At 62.3% G+C, this 17,296-nt stretch carries 17 protein-coding genes and 1 riboswitch; of the genes, 10 read left to right on the plus strand and 7 right to left on the minus strand.

All coding sequences use genetic code 11. The features are described from left to right. Nucleotides 1-21: 21 nt before the first annotated feature. Nucleotides 22-1,392, plus strand: a complete 1,371-nt coding sequence (locus ACP7DW_RS15015) for an MFS transporter (protein WP_426055393.1) — start codon at nt 22-24, stop codon at nt 1,390-1,392. 15 nt (nt 1,393-1,407) lie between these two features. On the opposite strand, the gene ribB is transcribed toward ACP7DW_RS15015, so the two are convergent. Continuing rightward, nucleotides 1,408-2,055 (minus strand): 3,4-dihydroxy-2-butanone-4-phosphate synthase, encoded by a 648-nt coding sequence (ribB, locus tag ACP7DW_RS15020; protein WP_141170056.1) that lies wholly within the window; start codon nt 2,053-2,055, stop codon nt 1,408-1,410. A gap of 95 nt (nt 2,056-2,150) precedes the next feature. Beyond that, nucleotides 2,151-2,301: riboswitch (FMN riboswitch) on the minus strand. Between the two features lie 184 nt (nt 2,302-2,485). On the opposite strand from ribB, the gene ACP7DW_RS15025 reads away from it, so the two are divergent. From ACP7DW_RS15025 to ACP7DW_RS15045, 5 genes are all read left to right on the plus strand, one after another. Beyond that, nucleotides 2,486-5,320 carry a M16 family metallopeptidase gene (locus tag ACP7DW_RS15025; protein WP_426055392.1) on the plus strand — a complete coding sequence of 945 codons (2,835 nt, stop codon included), beginning with the start codon at nt 2,486-2,488 and terminating at the stop codon, nt 5,318-5,320. 93 nt (nt 5,321-5,413) lie between these two features. Further along, nucleotides 5,414-5,611, plus strand: a complete 198-nt coding sequence (locus ACP7DW_RS15030) for a hypothetical protein (RefSeq protein WP_010399555.1) — start codon at nt 5,414-5,416, stop codon at nt 5,609-5,611. A gap of 144 nt (nt 5,612-5,755) precedes the next feature. Next, nucleotides 5,756-7,321: a methyl-accepting chemotaxis protein gene (locus tag ACP7DW_RS15035; RefSeq protein ID WP_426055391.1), complete on the plus strand. Its 1,566-nt coding sequence runs from the start codon at nt 5,756-5,758 to the stop codon at nt 7,319-7,321. 86 nt (nt 7,322-7,407) lie between these two features. Then, on the plus strand, nt 7,408-8,277 hold the full coding sequence (locus ACP7DW_RS15040) for a ThiF family adenylyltransferase (RefSeq protein ID WP_426055390.1): 870 nt from the start codon (nt 7,408-7,410) through the stop codon (nt 8,275-8,277). Then, the gene (locus tag ACP7DW_RS15045; protein WP_426055389.1) at nt 8,274-9,395 is read left to right on the plus strand and encodes a nitroreductase family protein; all 1,122 of its coding nucleotides are present in this window, start codon (nt 8,274-8,276) and stop codon (nt 9,393-9,395) included. Before ACP7DW_RS15040 ends, ACP7DW_RS15045 begins: the two co-directional genes overlap by 4 nt. Nucleotides 9,396-9,471: 76 nt before the next feature. Here the strand turns inward: ACP7DW_RS15045 and pepA are convergent, their stop codons facing one another. Further along, on the minus strand, nt 9,472-10,299 hold the full coding sequence (gene pepA, locus ACP7DW_RS15050; protein ID WP_426055388.1) for a flocculation-associated PEP-CTERM protein PepA: 828 nt from the start codon (nt 10,297-10,299) through the stop codon (nt 9,472-9,474). Between the two features lie 248 nt (nt 10,300-10,547). Here pepA and ACP7DW_RS15055 point away from each other — a divergent pair, with 248 nt between their 5' ends. The 4 genes from ACP7DW_RS15055 to ACP7DW_RS15070 all read left to right on the plus strand — a co-directional run bounded on the left by ACP7DW_RS15055 (nt 10,548) and on the right by ACP7DW_RS15070 (nt 12,148). Beyond that, nucleotides 10,548-10,721: a hypothetical protein gene (locus tag ACP7DW_RS15055; RefSeq protein WP_298405970.1), complete on the plus strand. Its 174-nt coding sequence runs from the start codon at nt 10,548-10,550 to the stop codon at nt 10,719-10,721. A gap of 249 nt (nt 10,722-10,970) precedes the next feature. Further along, on the plus strand, nt 10,971-11,108 hold the full coding sequence (locus ACP7DW_RS15060) for a hypothetical protein (RefSeq protein WP_165829503.1): 138 nt from the start codon (nt 10,971-10,973) through the stop codon (nt 11,106-11,108). Nucleotides 11,109-11,237: 129 nt separating this feature from the next. After that, a complete protein-coding gene (locus ACP7DW_RS15065; protein WP_071076464.1) occupies nt 11,238-11,606 on the plus strand; it encodes a hypothetical protein in 369 nt (122 codons plus the stop codon). Between the two features lie 83 nt (nt 11,607-11,689). Beyond that, nucleotides 11,690-12,148 carry an acyl-CoA thioesterase gene (locus ACP7DW_RS15070; RefSeq protein WP_096238581.1) on the plus strand — a complete coding sequence of 153 codons (459 nt, stop codon included), beginning with the start codon at nt 11,690-11,692 and terminating at the stop codon, nt 12,146-12,148. An 87-nt stretch (nt 12,149-12,235) separates the two neighbouring features. Here ACP7DW_RS15070 and ACP7DW_RS15075 read toward each other — a convergent pair whose 3' ends face one another. The 5 genes from ACP7DW_RS15075 to ACP7DW_RS15095 all read right to left on the minus strand — a co-directional run bounded on the left by ACP7DW_RS15075 (nt 12,236) and on the right by ACP7DW_RS15095 (nt 17,198). Continuing rightward, nucleotides 12,236-13,642 carry a DEAD/DEAH box helicase gene (locus ACP7DW_RS15075; RefSeq protein ID WP_219307003.1) on the minus strand — a complete coding sequence of 469 codons (1,407 nt, stop codon included), beginning with the start codon at nt 13,640-13,642 and terminating at the stop codon, nt 12,236-12,238. 382 nt (nt 13,643-14,024) lie between these two features. Further along, nucleotides 14,025-14,546, minus strand: coding sequence for a helix-turn-helix transcriptional regulator (locus ACP7DW_RS15080; protein WP_426055387.1), 522 nt, complete (start codon nt 14,544-14,546; stop codon nt 14,025-14,027). 5 nt (nt 14,547-14,551) lie between these two features. Next, nucleotides 14,552-14,830 (minus strand): hypothetical protein, encoded by a 279-nt coding sequence (locus tag ACP7DW_RS15085; RefSeq protein ID WP_426055386.1) that lies wholly within the window; start codon nt 14,828-14,830, stop codon nt 14,552-14,554. A gap of 72 nt (nt 14,831-14,902) precedes the next feature. Then, on the minus strand, nt 14,903-15,691 hold the full coding sequence (gene fabI / locus ACP7DW_RS15090; protein ID WP_099763123.1) for an enoyl-ACP reductase FabI: 789 nt from the start codon (nt 15,689-15,691) through the stop codon (nt 14,903-14,905). A gap of 94 nt (nt 15,692-15,785) precedes the next feature. Next, nucleotides 15,786-17,198, minus strand: coding sequence for a transglycosylase SLT domain-containing protein (locus ACP7DW_RS15095; RefSeq protein WP_426055385.1), 1,413 nt, complete (start codon nt 17,196-17,198; stop codon nt 15,786-15,788). Between the last annotated feature and the right edge of the window lie 98 nt (nt 17,199-17,296).

Raw genomic sequence — 17,296 nt, forward strand, 5'->3', positions numbered from 1 at the left:
GCTGACCCTGCAAGGAATACCATGTCTGCCCCCACACCGCGCCGCGCCAGCGGCTTGATCCTGCTGACCCTGGCCTTCGGCTTCGTCATGGCCATGCTCGACGTCACGGCCGTCAACGTGGCGCTGTCCGATATCGCGCTGGACCTGGCCATCCCGCTGACGGGCCTGGTGTGGGTGGTCGATGGTTACACCTTGACGTTTGCCGCGCTGCTGCTGGCCGGCGGCGCGCTGGCCGACCGCTACGGTCCGAAAGCCGTGTACCAGGGCGGCCTCGGTATCTTTATCCTCGGCTCGGTGTTGTGCGGCGCCGCGCCCGACGGGCATTTTTTGACGGCGGCGCGCCTGCTGCAGGGCGCGGGTGCGGCGCTGTTCATGCCCAGTTCGCTCAGCCTGCTGACGCACAGCTTTGACGACGAGCGCGAACGCACGCGCATGCTGGGCGCCTGGTCGGCACTGGTGGGCGTGGCGGGCGCGTCCGGCCCCCTGATCGGCGGCATTCTCGTGCACCAGTTCGGCTGGCGCAGCGTCTTCTGGGTGAACGTGCCGCTGGGCGTGCTGGCCATCGTCATGGCGCAGCTGCTGCTGGCCGCGCCGGCGCGCCAGCCGCGCGATTTGTCGCTGTTCAGCCATGCGCTCGGTGTGGCGGCGCTGGCGGGCCTCAGTTTCGTGCTGATCGAAGGTCCTGTGCTGGGCTGGCTGTCGCCCGGCGTGCTGGCGGCGGGGGTATTGACCTTGCTGTCGGCCTGGCAGTTGCTGCGGCGCGAGCGCAGCGGCAGCCATCCGCTGTTGCCGCGTGAACTGTTTCACAGCAGCAGCTTTGGCGCGGCCAATGGCGTGGGTTTTTTGATCAATTTCTGCGTCTTCGGCCAGCTGTTTTTATTGAGCCTGTTCCTGCAGCAATCTGGCGGCGCCGATGCCTTGCAGTCGGGCTTGCGATTGCTGCCCATGATGGCGGCTTATACGGTGGGGAACTTCATGGCAGGCGGTATCGCGGCGCGCCATGGCACGCGCTGGCCCATGCTGGCGGGCTTGCTGGTGGGCGCCGTGATGGCCTTGCTGCTGATGGGCTTGCGTCCCGGTACGCCCTACGTCTTGCTGGCGCTGGGCACGGCCGTCATGAACGTGGCCATCGGCATCGCCATACCCGCCATGACGGCCACCGTGATGCGGGTCGCCGGCAAGCGGCATGCGAACAGCGCGGCGGCGGCCCTGAACGCGAACCGCCAGATCGGCGCGCTGGTGGGCGTGGCCCTGATCGGCAGCATCCTGCACATGCTGCCGGACTGGTCGCTGCGCCTGCCGCTGGCCTACGCGACGATTGCCGTCGCGTATGGCCTGGCGGCAGGCCTCGTCTACCGGCACGTGCATCTGCCGAGGGCCGTGGCCGCGTGAAGCGTTATTGAAGCGTTATTGCTCGCGCGTGCTGCGCCATTCCACCAGTTCTTCGATGGTCAGGATCGGCATGCCGTGCAGCTCGGCGAAGCGCTCGATATCGTCGCCGCGCATCATGCTGCCGTCCGGGTTCATCAGCTCGCACAGCACGGCGGCCGGGTTCAGGCCCGCCATGCGCGACAGGTCGACCGAGCCTTCCGTGTGGCCACGGCGCTCGAGCACGCCACCGGGCGCGGCGCGCAGGGGGAATACGTGGCCGGGGCGCACCAGGTCGGCCGGCTTGGCATTCGGCGCGATGGCGGCGCGGATGGTGGTGACCCGGTCGGCGGCCGACACGCCCGTCGTGACGCCGTCACGCGCCTCGATGGAGACGGTAAACGGCGTGCCGTAGCGGCTGCCGTTGTCGGGCGACATGGGCGGCAATTCCAGCGCGCTGACGACGTCGGTGGGCAGGCACAGGCAGACGATGCCGCTGCATTCGCGGATCAGCAAAGCCATGGTTTCGTTCGTCAATTTTTCGGCCGACAGGATCAGGTCGGCTTCGTTTTCACGGTCGAAATCGTCGAGCAGGATGACGGGAATGCCGGCGCGCATGGCGGCCAGGGCGGACTGGATGCGACCTTCCAGGTCGTTGGAAAGCAGGGTATAGCTGTTGACTAACATGGTGAAACGCTCCTCGCATAGGCGAAAAACGCTGCAGGGCAAGCGAATAGACGCAGCCGGCCGCATCGACAGGTCGAGCGGACATCGCGTTTACTGCACATCTTCTTTCATCCGGACTATACCGTCGGCCCCGGAATCACACCGGATCTGCTGACCTCATCAGGCGAAACCTGACAAGCGCTCGCGGGCTTGACCGTTGCCGGTCTTACCGCCGGTGGGGAATCGCACCCCGCCCCGAAGACGTATTGTTGTGCCGGTCCACATGACCGGCGGCAATACTTTAGCACAACGGACAAAAGCTGGCAGGCTACTGTTGAGTTTGTCATTCGGCAAAGTTGCCTGGGAGGGCAATTTTTTCTAAGCTGTTTTTAATGGCGGAAACACGATTTCAGTGTAAGGTATGTCTACCGAATCTTACCGTTGAGAATACATGAAGCTGAGTAAATTACGCCTGATCTCGGGCGCCGTCCTGCTGGCGTGCGCCTGCCTGGCCCAGGCGGAAATCCGTTTGAGCGATCCCCTGCCGTTGGCACCGGAAGTAACGGTCGGAAAACTGCCGAACGGCCTGACCTATTACATCAAGAAAAATGCCCGTCCCGCCCAGAAAGTGGAGTTGCGCCTGGTGGTGAAAGCCGGCTCCATCCTGGAAGATGACGACCAGCAAGGCCTGGCGCATTTCACGGAACACATGGCCTTCAATGGCTCCACGCATTTCAAGCGCAATGAGCTCATTTCGTATCTGCAGTCGATCGGCGTGAAGTTCGGCGCCGACCTGAACGCCTACACGAGTTTCGATGAAACCGTGTACGTGCTGCCGATTCCGACGAACAAGAAGGACAACCTGGAAAAGGGTTTTCTCGTGCTGGAAGACTGGGCGCACGGCTTGAAATTCAATCCGGCCGACATCAACAGCGAGCGCGGCATCGTGCTGGAAGAGGCGCGCCTGGGCAAGGGCGCCAGCGACCGCATGAACAAGGTGCTGTATCCGAAGCTGCTGAACGGTTCGCGCTATGCGCAGCGCATGCCGATCGGCAAGGAATCCGTCTTGAAAACGTTCAAGCCGGAAGCCATCAAGCGTTTCTACAAGGATTGGTACCGGCCCGACCTGATGGCCGTGATGGTGGTCGGTGACGTGGAGCCGAGCCAGGCTGAAAAGCTGATCCGGCAGCATTTCGGCAAGCTGAAGAACCCCGCGCAACCACGGCCGCGCCTGTATGCGGAAGTACCGCAGCGTTCGCAAACGGAAGCGCTGGTGATCACGGACAAGGAAGCGCCGGACGACACCGTCTTCATCCGCTACCCGATCCGCGCCGCGCAGGAGGCCGTCACCATTGCCGACTACCGCCGCCAGATGATCGAAAACCTGTATGGGCAAATGCTCAGCGCGCGCATGCAGGAATTGACGCAGCAAGCGAACCCGCCTTTCATCCAGGGCGGCAGCAGCATGGGCAAGCTGGTGCGTGGCTACGAATCGTTCAGCGCGTATGCCTTGCTGGGCAAGGGCGGCGTGCAGCCGGCCGTCGACGCGCTGGTGCAGGAAGATGAGCGGGCGCGCCGCTTCGGTTTCAGCCAGGATGAGCTGGACCGCGCGCGCAAGAACATGCTGCGCAATTATGAACGCGCGCACAGCGAACGCGACAAGTCCGACTCGGCCGGTTTCGTGGCCGAGTATTCGCGCAACTTCCTGGAGCAGGAAGCCATCCCCGGCATCGCCAATGAATTGCTGTACGCGCAGGAACTCTTGCCGCAGGTAACGCTGCAGGAAGTCAACGAGACGGTGGCCAAGGTGATTCCCGACCAGCAAAAGAAACTCGTCGTCTTCATGGGCGCCGAGCCGAAAGCGGGCGGCAGCGTACCGACGCAGCAGCAATTGCTCGACGCCGTGGCGCAAGCGGAGCGGCAGAAGGTCGAGCCGCGCACGGAAAAAGTCCTCGCCAGCAAGCTGATGGATGGCCCGCCGGCCGGCGGCAGCATCGTCTCGGAAAAGCTGAACAGCGCCATCGGCGTGACGGAGCTGACCCTGGGCAATGGCGTGCGCGTGCTGCTCAAACCGACCGATTTCAAGAATGACCAGGTGCTGATGGGCTCGACCCGTTTCGGCGGCCAGTCGCTGTTCGGCGACGCCGACATCTACAACGCCCGCTATGCCAGCGCCGTGGTCGGCAGCATGGGCTTGAAAGACCTGGCGCCGCTGGACTTGCAAAAGGTGTTGGCCGGCAAGACGGTCAATGTGGGCGCCTCGCTGGGCGAACTGAGCGAAGGCTTTGGCGGCTCGGCCAGCAGCGCCGACGTGGAAGCCATGCTGCAACTGGTGACCCTGTATTTCCATGCCGTGCGCAAGGATGCGGACCTGTACCAATCCTTCATCGGCAAGCAGCAGGATCTGGCGAAAAACAGCATGGCGCAGCCGGAAGCCGTGTTTTACGATGCCGTCCAGCACGCCACGTTTGGCGACAACCCGCGCGTCGATGGCGTGCCGCGCGCGGCCGACTTCGACAAGGTGGGCCTGGACCGTTCGCTGGACATCTTCCGCCAGCGCTTTTCCAGCGCGCGCGACATGACCTTCATCTTCGCGGGCAGTTTCGAGATCGACAAGATCAAGCCCCTGATCGCCAGCTACCTGGGCACCTTGCCCGTGGCCGAGGTGGCGCACGCCTACCGCGACGTGGGCATGCGCCCGGTGGCAGGGATCGTCAAGAAGGATATCTACATGGGCAGCGAGCCCAAAAGCACGATTTCCATCACCTTCAATGGCGACGTGGCGTATTCGGACGAGCAAAAGCTGACCCTGCAGGCGCTGGGCGAGGTGTTGAACCTGAAAGTCATCGAAGTGCTGCGCGAAAAGATGAGCATGATCTATGGCGGCGGCTTCGAAACCTCGATGGGCCAGCATCCGTACGGCCATTATTCGGTGGCGCTGAACTTGCCGACGGGGCCGGAAAACGTGGACAAGGTGATCGCCGCCGCGTTTGCCGAAATCAACAGGATGAAGACGGACGGGCCGTCCGCGGCCGACCTGGAAAAGGTCAAGCTGAACTGGATCACGCGCCAGCAGAAATCCTTGCGGGAAAATAATTACTGGATGAAACAGCTGATGGGTTCGGTGACCCAGGGCCGCGATCCCGCGCAGATCCTGCGCTACGAGCAGCGCGTGCGCGCCATCACGCCGCAAGCCGTCAAACAGGCGGCGCAGCGCTATCTGGACATGCATAATTACGTGCAGGTGGTGCTGTATCCGGAACGCAAGAACGTTGCAGTGAAGTAATCTTCATGGTTGAACTGCAGCGGCGGCAACGTGGCGAAGCTGTTAAACTGCTGCTGATTGATGTGATCGCAATTTGACAAGCAAGGACATACGATGGCTAAGAAAGAAGAACTCGATCCGGAAACCCTGGAATTGATCAACTGGTGTATCGAGGTTGAAGGCTTCCTGGTGGCCGGCGGCGCCACCGTGGCACAGGCACAAGACCATATCGAAGAGCAGGTCGAGTGGTTTACCGACCAGTTCTACGACGGCTTGACGCCGGAAGAGGCGGCCAAGGAAGCGCTGGCGTGATGCGCCAGTAACAAGCGAGCAGTAACAAAGCGGGCGGTGCCTGCCGGGCATCAGCCTGGTAGCGCCGCCCGCTTTGCTTTTCTGAAAAGATTTCCACATGGAAATTGTTTATAATTCCACGCTTTATTTTCTACCCAGGCTCCCATGACACTCCGTTCGCGCATTCTCCTCCTGTGTTTCAGCACCTTGCTGGGCATCGTCCTCATCGCGTCGTTCTCTCTGTATTCCTTGCGCCAGACCATGATGGCGGAAAGGGTCGAGCAATTGACGGTGCTGGTGGAACTGGCCAATGCCTCGGTGGAAAAGGCGTATGCGCTGGAACAGTCGGGCAAGCTCACGCGTGAGCAAGCCCAGCAGCAGGCCAAGCTGGCCATCGGCAGCTTCGTCAAGGACGAGATGTATTATTTTGTGCGCGACTTCAGCACCGATTTGCTGTACGTGCACCCGAATGCGTCGCGCATCGGTGTGCCGCAAAAGAACATGAAGCAGTCGGGCGACCGCTACCGCGCCGCGCTGGCCACCAGCCGTATCGGCATGGTGCAGGCGGACGGCACGCGTCCCGGCGTGAAGGACCCGGTGGCGAAGATGTATGCGGTGGTGAAATTTGCGCCGTGGGACTGGCTGATCGGCACGGGCACCTACATCGATGACATCAACCACAAGTTCTGGGCCCAGGCCGGCGTGCTGCTGGCCATCGGCGGCGCGCTGATGCTGGTGGTGGGCGCTCTGGCGGCGCTGATGCTGCGCCGTATCCTGGCCCAGCTCGGTGGTGAACCCGACTATGCAGCGGCCATCGTGGCGCAGATCGCCCAGGGAGATCTGACCACGCAGATCGACACGCGCCCCGGCGACACGTCGAGCCTGCTGATGGCGATCAAGGCCATGCGCGACAACCTGGCGCATCTGGTGAGCCAGGTGCGCAACGATGCCGATGCCATTTCCACGGCGTCCGGCGAGATCGCTTCCGGCAACCACGACTTGTCGGCGCGCACGGAGCAGCAGGCGGGATCGCTGGAAGAAACGGCCTCGACCATGGAAGAGATGACCTCGACCGTGCGCCAGAATGCGGACAATGCGCGCCAGGCCAACCAGCTGGCTATTTCCGCCTCGCAAGTGGCGACCCAGGCGGGCGGCGTGGTGAGCCAGGTGGTCGACACCATGGGCGCCATCAATGCCTCGTCGAAAAAGATCGGTGACATCATCGCCGTCATCGACGGCATCGCCTTCCAGACGAATATTCTGGCCTTGAATGCGGCCGTGGAAGCGGCGCGCGCGGGCGAGCAGGGCCGTGGCTTCGCCGTCGTCGCCAGCGAGGTGCGCAACCTGGCGCAGCGTTCGGCTGCCGCCGCCAAGGAAATCAAGCAATTGATCGACAGTTCCGCCGAGCAAGTGGGCGCCGGTGAAAAACTGGTGGCGCTGGCGGGCGAGACGATGGAGAAAGTCGTTTCCAGCGTGCAGCATGTGACCGATATCGTGGCCGAGATTTCCTCGGCCAGCGCCGAGCAGAGCGCCGGCATCGAGCAGATTAACCAGGCCATCGTCGAGATGGATAACATGACGCAGCAAAACTCGGCCCTGGTCGAGCAGGCGTCGGCGGCGGCGCAGGCCATGAACGAGCAGGCGGCCGGGCTGGCGCAGATCGTCAGCGTGTTCAAGGTCGGTGCCGTGGTGCCGGCAGCTGCAGCGGCGCCGCGACGCCTGGCGCGCTAAGCACTTTTTCTGTCATGCGGGGAACTTATCCCTGGCTCACCTGTCCAAACTTTTTCGTCCACAAGGGACGCACAGAAGAGGTGAACATGACAGACGGTTTTTCGTATCACGCGGCATTTGCCCGCAACCTGGGCTGGGTCACGCAGGCGGAGCAGGACAGCTTGCGCGGCAAGCGCGTGGCCATTGCCGGAATGGGCGGCGTGGGCGGCGTGCATTTGCTGACGCTGGCGCGGCTGGGCATCGGCGCTTTTCACATCGCCGATTTCGATACCTTCGATATCGCCAACTTCAATCGCCAGGCCGGCGCCATGATGTCCACCCTGGGCCAGCCCAAGGTGGCCGTGCTGGCGCAGATGGCGAAGGACATCAATCCCGAACTGGAGATTAAACAATTTCCTGACGGCATACACGACAGCAACCTGGCGGAGTTTTTTGCCGGTGTCGACCTGTATGTGGACGGCCTGGATTTCTTTGCCTTTCCCGCGCGCCAGGCCACCTTCGCCACCTGCGCGCGCCTGGGCATTCCCGCCATCACGGCCGCGCCGCTGGGCATGGGCACGGCCCTGCTCAGCTTCATGCCCGGCGGCATGACGTTCGAAGAGTATTTCGGCTGGGGCGACTTGCCCGAGGAAGAAAAAGCCCTGCGCTTTCTCGTCGGGCTGGCGCCGGCCGGCTTGCACGGGCCCTATCTGGTCGACCCGTCGGCCATCAACCTGAAGGAGCGGCGCGGACCGTCGACCATCATGGGTTGCCAGCTGTGCGCGGGTGCGGCCGCCACCGAGGCGCTGAAAATACTCTTGAGGCGCGGCAAGGTGATGGCGGCGCCGCACGGCATGCATTTCGACGCCTACCGCAACAAGCTCGTGCGTACCTGGCGTCCCGGTGGCAACCGTCATCCGCTGCAACGCCTGACGATGGCCATCATCCAGCGGCGCCGCGCGGCGCAGGGGGCATGATGGCACAAGCACCGCTGATCGCGCAGATCGATTCTGTGCTGGAAAACATCCTCGACCAGGCGCGCTGGGCGCCCAGCGGCGACAACACGCAGCCGTGGCGTTTTGAAGTCGTGGACCCGCGCCATGTCGTCGTGCATGGCTTCGATACGCGCAGCCACTGCGTGTACGACCTCGACGGTCATCCCAGCCAGCTGTCGCTGGGCGCCTTGCTCGAAAGCATGGCGCTGGCGGCCAGCAGCCATGGCTTGCGCATGGAAGCGCGCCGGCACGGCGGCTTGCCCGACACCTTGCCCACGTTTGATGTGCGCTTCGTCGACAGCCCTGGCATGCTGCCCGACCCGCTGGCGGCCTTTCTGCAGCAGCGCAGCGTGCAGCGGCGAAGGCTCAGTACGCGCGGCCTGCGCGCCAGTGAAAAGGCGGCGCTGGCGGCCAGCTTGCCGCCCGGCTACAGTGTGCAGTGGTTCGAAGGCTGGCGCATGCGCCTGGCCTGTGCGCGCCTGATGTACGACAATGCGAAGCTGCGCCTGACCATGCCCGAAGCGCACAAGGTGCACCGCGACGTCATCGAATGGGGCGCGCGCTTCAGCGCCGACCGCATCCCTGAGCAGGCGCTCGGTGTCGACCCGATGACGGCGCGGCTGATGCGCTGGGTCATGCACAGCTGGCGTCGCGTGGATTTTTTCAATACCTGGCTGGGAGGCACCATTGCCCCGCGTCTGCAGATGGACTTGTTGCCAGGCCTGTATTGCGCCGCGCATTTCGTGCTGCTGGCCGAGGCGCCGCCGCGTCACATCGATGATTACGTGGCGGCCGGCAGGGCCATGCAGCGCTTCTGGCTGACGGCCACGCAGCTGGGCCTGCAGTTACAGCCGGAACTGACGCCGCTGATCTTCGCCCGTTATGTGCGCGAACGGCGGGCCTTTTCGCGCACCGACGGCATGCTGGAGCTGGCGCAGGAACTGGCGCTGCAATGCCAGGCCGTGCTGGGTGCGGTGGCGTTTGATCGGGCCGTATTCCTGGGCCGCATCGGCGCCGGCCCGGCGGCCCAGGCGCGCTCCTTGCGCCGGCCGCTGCACGACTTGCTGGTGGCGCCGCTCAACGGGAGGACGCCTGTGTGAACGGCATCGGTTTGCCGCTTGCCGCAAAAAAAGCCGCGGAGGATATCCGCGGCTTTTCAACAGGATGATGCGCATGTCAAGCCTGGCGCTGCCCGCCTTGCTGGCGGCGCGCAGTCATGCCCAGGCCAAACAGGCCGATGCCGAGCAGGGCGATGGTGCCTGGTTCAGGTACCTGGAATAATTCCAGGCCGCCACCGTCGGCCATCGCGATAAAACTGTCGGTCAGGCTGCCGCCGACGAAGCTGTTCGTATTCCCGCTGAGGGACTCCAGCGGGAAAAACGGGTCGGGGTTGACGAAAAACAACTGTCCTTGCGGCGTCAGTGTGGCGTTCAGCAAGGACTTGAAGTCGCCCTGCGCCAGGCCGGCGAAAATGTGTGCTTCGCCCACGTCGAGCGTGTAGGTCATGATCGCATAGTCATCCCCGGAGACGCCACCCACATTCACCGGCGAGCCGGCCACGTTACTGACCGACAGTGACGTGTCCTGATTGGGATCGATGTACAAGGTCATGGTCAGGGTTTGAAAGGTAGCGTGGATCCCGCCAGCCAGCGTATCGGACTGGCCGGTGATGGAAAACAGGCCATAAATGCCATAGCCGTTGAGGGCGTTCAGTTGCGATGGCACGCTGCCGCCAGTGGGACTGCCGAAAGCGGCCTTGCTCAGAAAGCCTGTTTGAGTGAAGGGATCGTTGCCCCCACCCAAACCGCCAACGATGGTTTGTTCGACGCGCGCGTGATATTCAAAGCTGATGCGGTCGGCCACAACCAGATTGGCTGCGGTGCCGGGGACGGAACCTTCATTGACGGTAAACAAAGGACCAGCGAGTGCGGGAGCGCTGATCAGCGCGGCGCCGATGGTGGCCGCGGAGAGAGCGAGACGCAGGAATGAGGACAGCGTTTTCATGGCATTTCCTTCAGCGTGAGGGTGGATCGGACCAGGTCACTGTGGCGGCTGCCTCAGATAACCTCATACGCCCTTGAAGCAGAATTCGTACCAAGTTATATTTATATTTGAATTCAACAGCTTATAAAAACAGGGAGGCCATTTTTCGTGCTTGTGTAAAAAAAATCGACGTTTTACCCGGCCGATGGCGCGGCTCGCGGGCGCCAGTCTTTCCTGGCATCGGCTAGAGTGGGGCAAAGGAGGTCACCATGCCACTACCATCCCGTCATGCCCCGCTGCGTGCGCACAGCACGCCCGAACCGGATATCCCGCCGCCGCCCGAAGGCGATCCGCTGACGCCGCCGCCGGAAAAGCCGCCGCACACGGACCCCGTGCCCGTCGAGGAACCGACGCCACCACCGCCGCCCGTCAGGATGGGCTGAGAGGGCTGAGAGCCAGTCGTCGCACGCCTGAGCGCACCCGAGCGGCGATGCCACTGCCGCGCGCTGTTTATTTCTGGTCAGAAATGGATTGCGCGGGCGGCGGGGTCGTCACGCCAATTAAACAACAAAAATGCCAATAAACATTGCTGAGTGGATACAAATCAAGCGCTAACTGCTGTGTGTCATGTGGCCGTCACGATTCTGTTCTTATAATGAGACATCATAAAAATTCTTGTACAGGAGACCATCATGGGCAATTCCTTGCATAACAAAATCTACCTGGGCCGGCGCCCTGTGATCACCGGCAAGAACCTCGCAGCGCTGGCGCTGGCGGGCGCCGTGGCTGGCTGCGGCCTGGCGTGGCTGCTGCTGCGCAGCTACAAATAAGCACGCTTCACGCGCATTTTCAGTACGCCATCCGTGGGGCGGGCGGCGACTGAATCACGTTGCCTGTTGCCGATGCGCAGCGGGGCGCGTACCATGGGGGCCGAACACCTGGCCTTTTATGGAAAAGTAATGAAGAACGAGAAATTAACAACCGATGAATATGACGCGCTGGAGCAAGTTGCACGCGGCATCAAGACCGAGCGCCCCAGTGCTTGCGTTGCCCGCAATGCCAAGCGCCTGTCCGGCCTGAAGCTGCTCAGCTATGCACGCGATGGCCGTTTGTCCATCACCGAGAAAGCACAGCAGCTGCTGTTCCTGCGCCGCTGCATCATGGGGCTGCGCGCCGTCGCCGCCGATCCGCTGACCAGGCTGGAATCGGACGTGGCCTATTTCCTGGGCAAGAAAGCCCACATCGTGGCGCGCGCGGAAGGCGAGGGCCACGACATTTCCGACAAGGGCCGCGACTCGCTGGCCGACATCGACACCCTGGGCCTGTAAGGTCTACACCGGCCCCTGGGGCCGGTTTTTACATCCCCACTCTTTTTCTTATTTCCCCCTTGGAGAACACTTTGGACAGCGCGATGAACTGGTCGGCCCACGAACTGACGATGACGGTCCTGATGACGCCCGATATGGCCAACTTTTCCGGCAATGTGCACGGCGGCACCATCCTGAAATACCTCGACAGCGTCGCCTACGCCTGCGCCAGCCGCTATTCGGGCAGCTATGTGGTGACCCTGTCGGTGGACCAGGTGATGTTCCTGCAGCCTATCCACGTCGGTGAGCTGGTGACGTTCCTCGCCTCGATCAATTACACGGGCACGACCTCGATGGAAGTGGGTATCCGCGTGGTGACGGAAAACATCCAGCAGCGCCTGGTGCGCCACGCCAACAGCTGCTATTTCACGATGGTGGCCGTGGACGCCAACCGCAAGCCCGTGGCCGTGCCGCCGCTGGTGCTGGAAACGCCGGAGCAGCAGGTGCGCTTCGAGCAAGCCAAGCTGCGCAAGCTGTCGCGCCAGAAGGTGTCGAAGAAATAAATGGGCGGACATGAAAAAACGGCCACCAGAGCGATCTGGTGGCCGTTTTTTTATTGCCTGCCGCCTGCTGGCGGCATGGCGCCGTGATTAACGGTCGCCGTAGCTGCGGCGTGCGCCGTCGGTGCTGCGCGGGTTGGAACCCTTGTAGCCGCCGCCGGTGCTAGGTGCGCCGTCTTTGCGTGGTGCGCCTGGCTTGCTGAACGTGCGTTGCGCCGGCTTCGCGCCGCCACGGTTGTCGCCTGGTTTCCAGCCGCCTGGACGGGCGCTCGAACGTGGTGCCGACGCCGTTTTCTTAGGCTCGAAACCTTCGATGACATTGACCGGGATCAATTGCTTGGTGAAGCGTTCGATGCGCTTGACGTTCATGCCTTCAGCGTGGTTCACCAGCGAGATGGCCAGGCCATTGCGGCCAGCGCGGCCGGTACGGCCGATGCGGTGGACGTAGTCTTCCGGGAACTTCGGCAGATCGTAGTTGAACACGTGGGTGATCGTCGGTACGTCGATGCCGCGGGCGGCAACGTCGGTGGCGACCAGCACTTTGACCTGGCCGCGGCGCATGCCGTCCAGGGTGCGGTTACGCGCGCCCTGATGCATGTCGCCGTGCAAGGCGGCAGCCGAGAAACCGGCGATGTTCAGACGGTCGGCGATGGTGTCGGCGTCACGCTTGGTGGCGGTAAACACAACAGCCTGGTCCAGGGTTTCGTCGCGCAGCAGGTGGTCCAGCAGGCGATTCTTGTGCGACAGATCGTCGACGAAGTGGACGCGCTGGGTGATGTTTTCATGCTTGTTCGACGAACCGGCGATCTGGATGACCAGCGGGTTTTTCGTGATGCGGCGGGCCATGTTGCCAACCACGCCGTCCAGCGTTGCCGAGAACAGCATGGTTTGACGGCCTTCTGGCGTCGCGTCCACGATTTTTTCGATGTCGTCGATGAAACCCATGTCCAGCATGCGGTCGGCTTCGTCCAGCACCAGGATTTCCAGTTGCGAGAAGTCGATCTTGCCCGAGTCCATGTGGTCGATCAGACGGCCAGGGGTGGCGACCAGAATCTCAGGATTCTTGGCCAGCAATTGCATCTGTTTAGGGTAAGGCATGCCACCCAGGATCGACACAGCCTTGATGCGGCGGATGCCGGTGCTGTACTTGTCGGTGTTGGTGGTCACTTGCAGGGCCAGTTCGCGCGTTGGCGTCAGCACCAGCATTTTTGGCTGGGCAGCCTTGAAGCGTGGACGCTCGCCGCGGGCGCGCGATGCTTGCATTTCCTGGTTCGGCGTCTTGCCGGCGGCGCTTTGTTCGGCGCTGGCCAGTTTGTGCAACGACGGCAGCATGAACGCTGCGGTCTTGCCCGAACCGGTCTGCGACGAGACCAGCAGGTCACGGCCTTCGATCGCGGCGGGAATCGCTTGCGACTGTACCGCGGTTGGCGCGGTGTAGCCCGATTCGGTCAGAGCGGCGATGATGGACGGATGCAGGCCTAAGGATTCAAATGTCATTCTTTTCTTTCGTAAAAATCAGCGTTCTTGCAAAAAGCAGAACGCAAAATAGCAACGCCAACCAAAACGAAATGACTCAACTAGAAAGAAATTTCGGCACAAAAGCTTTGCGCCGGGACGGTGTCAGGTGCGACACACAAGGCGGGAGGGCTTTATAAGCGGCATCCTGTGGATGCGCTAAGGCTTGCGAAGCTGCTAAGTTTGTAATTGCATGTTACTGCGGTGTTGCCATTGCTTCAAGCGAACATATTGCAGCGCACAACGACACTATACCGTATTTGCCGCCGTTTTGCACGGCCTAAATGGGAAGAAGCGACAGTCCTACCACGTTTTGAACATGTTTCCTATGCGAAATAAGTAAGAATACGTAGTTTTCCTTGATTTAATTGAGCATGGCCACGATGTCGGCCGGCAGTTGGGGGGCCTGTGCCGTTTCCCTGGCCAGGTTGATTTGCCGGGTTACCTGCGCCAGTTCGGCCAGGCCGGGTTCCAGCTGATATGTTCCCTTGGCATGCAGCCATGTCAGTACGTCGGCCAGGTGCCAGATGCTGGCGCTACCCTCATGCACGGGCACGGGGAAGCTGTGGCGGTGTTTGCTCATCAGCTTGTGCAGGTTTTGCCGGGACAGGCCCAGTACCTGCGCCACGTCCGTCAAGCCCACGAAGTCGGGCGCGGCCTCGACCAGCACGGCTTCAGGCACGATGGCTTTGACGTCGGCCAGGGCGCTCAGCAGCGCTTCGTTGGCATTGCTGGCCTCGCGCGTGAATTCCAGCGCCAGGCGTCCCGCTTGCCCGATGCCAGCCAAGGCGTCGTCGCAGCCGCCACTGCCCAGGCGCTCGGCCAGCGCGTCCAGGTTGTGTTCGTGGTCGGGCAGGCGGTATTTGAGGGTGAAGATGTAATCCATGATGGCTACCCCTTGGATTTGCGTTGCATGCAGTCGTGCATCAGTTTATTGAAAGTACAATTATCGACCACCCGCAAGATCGCCCGCGCGTGGTTGCCGGGATTTTTCGGCGTGCTCCAGATGCAGGCGATGCAAAACTCGCCGCAGCGGCAGCCGTCGTCATTGTAGGGGCAATAGATTTTCCCCCAGGCATGGCTGCCGCCCATTTCCACTCTCCAGCCCTGGCTTTCCGCGTGGCGCAGCGCTGCTTCGATGTCTTTCTTCGGGTGCGAGGAGCGCGCCATGCGATGTCTCCAATGTAGGTCGATATCAGCCGGTTGTCAAGTGACAACCGCGGAATATCGGCCATCACCGCATTACTCTACTTCGGGATTGACGGCCATCACTTGTGAAAAGCCGCCATCGACGTAGGTAATCTCGCCCGTGATGCCCGAGGCCAGGTCGGACAGCAAAAAGGCCGCCGTGTTGCCCACTTCCTCGATGGTGACGTTGCGTCGCAGCGGGGCGTGTTCCGCCACAAAGCCCAGCAGCTTGCTGAAATCCTTGATGCCGGAGGCGGCCAGGGTCTTGATGGGGCCGGCGGAGATGCCGTTGGCGCGGATGCCGCGCGGGCCCAGCGATTCGGCCAGGTAGCGCACGGACGCTTCCAGCGACGCCTTGGCCAGGCCCATGGTGTTGTAATAGGGCACGGCGCGCACGGCGCCCAGGTAAGTCAGGGTCAGGACCGAAGCGCCCGGATGCAGCAGGGGCAGCGCGGCCTTGGCCATGGCGGGAAAACTGTAGGCGGAAATATCGTGCGCGATGCGGAAGCTGTCGCGCGACAGGCCGTCGAGAAAGTCGCCGGCGATCGCCTCGCGCGGCGCAAAGCCGATGGCGTGCACCAGGCCATCCAAATGTTCCCAATGCTGCGCCAGGTTGCTGAAGACGGCGCTGATCTGTTCATCGCTGGACACGTCGCAGTCGAAGACCAGTTCGCTGCCGAATTCGGCCGCAAATTCCGTGATGCGTTCCTTGAAGCGCTCGCCCACATAGGTGAAGGCGAGGGTCGCGCCTTCGCGGTGGCACGCCTTGGCGATGCCGTAGGCGATGGAGCGGTTCGACAGCAGGCCCGTGATGAGGATTTTTTTGCCTTGCAAGAAAGCCATGACGACTCCTGTCTGGATGGGTGGGCGGATGTGCAACCGGCCGCGACAGCAAAGCTGTGGCGGCCGGTGAGGTGCGTCAATACAACTCAGGCGATCAGTGACGCGCTTTTGCCCGGCTGTTGCTGCCGCCGCGCTGGATGCGCGGTTTCACCAGGGAAATTGGCGCGGCTTGCACCTTGCCGCCCTTGGCGACGCGGCGCAGTGCCTTGGCGGCCCGTTCCGGACGGTCCGCTTCGAGCAGCATGGTGGCGCTGTCGGCGATTTCTTGCGTGATGTCCTTGTTCATCGTGGCCGAAGTCTTCGGCACGAGGATGGTGGAGCCCGCGCGCAGGCTGGTGCGCTGGGGAATGTTGTTAGCCTGGCGCAGCACGTCGGCCGTGGTGCCGAATTTCGACGCCAGCGTTTCGATGCGTTCGCGCGCATTGGTGATCTTGTGCGTGGTCCAGCTCGACAAGGCATGGCCCCATTGCGCCAGGTTGGTGGTGAACTTGGCGGCGTTTTCCTGCGGCAGCAGAATCTTGGTCTTTTCGCCGCCGATGATGACGGGGCGGTTGAATTGCGGGTTCAGCGCCTTGAATTCGTCGGTCGACAGTTCGGCCAGCTGGGCCGCGACGGTGATGTCGATGTCGCTGGTCTTGTCGATGGCCGTGAAATACGGCTGGTTGTCGACCACAGGCAGGGTCAGGCCGAACTGGGCCGGATTGGCGATGATGTTTTTCACCGCTTGCAGTTTCGGCACGTAATTGCGCGTTTCAGCCGGCATCAGATCGGCCAGGCTTTCGAAGTCGGTCGGCTTGCCCAGCGCCTGGTTTTTCTTGATGGCGCGCTGCACCGAGCCTTCGCCCCAGTTGTAGGCGGCCAGCGCCAGTTGCCAGTCGCCAAACATGTCATACAGGCGCTGCAGATACGTCAATGCCGCATCGGTCGAGGCCAGCACGCCGCGGCGGTCGTCCTTGAACATGGTTTGCTTGAGGTTGAAATCGCGTCCCGTGGCGGGCACGAATTGCCACAGGCCGGCCGCACTGGCGCTGGAGAAAGCCTGCGGGTTGAAGGCGGACTCGATAAACGGCAGCAAGGCCAGTTCCGTCGGCATGCCGCGCTTTTCCAGTTCCTGCACCACGTGGAAGATATAACGCGAGGCGCGCGCCGTGGTGCGCGCCAGGTGGTCGGGGCGGGTGGCATACCAGTTGACGTGGTTGGCCACCAGCTGGTTGTTGATGTCGGGAATCGCATAACCGCTGCGGATGCGGCCCCAGACGTCGGCTTCGCGCAGCGGATCGGAATTGTCGCTGAGGTTTTTCAGCAGACGGTCGGTCTTTTGCAGGCGGTTGTCGAGGGTGGGGAGTTTCGCCGTGACCTGGGCGGTCATCGGGATCAGGGCAGGTGTGGTTGCAGCGACTGGCGCGTTATCGCTCTCAACACCGGCTTCGTACGCCTGGCTGAGGGCGGGCGCAAGCGCCAGGGCCAACGCCGCCAGGACGGTAGATTTAAAGGAGTTTTCGTGCATAGTGTTCCATTGTTGTCGTCGGAGAAACATCGGACAGACCCATGATCAAGCTGCGAGTGTACGTATATCCACATGCCGGAGTCAAGAATTATGTCAGC

The organism is Janthinobacterium sp. PSRC1-1 (genome assembly GCF_049897525.1).
GTDB classification, from domain to species: Bacteria; Pseudomonadota; Gammaproteobacteria; order Burkholderiales; family Burkholderiaceae_D; genus Janthinobacterium; species Janthinobacterium tructae.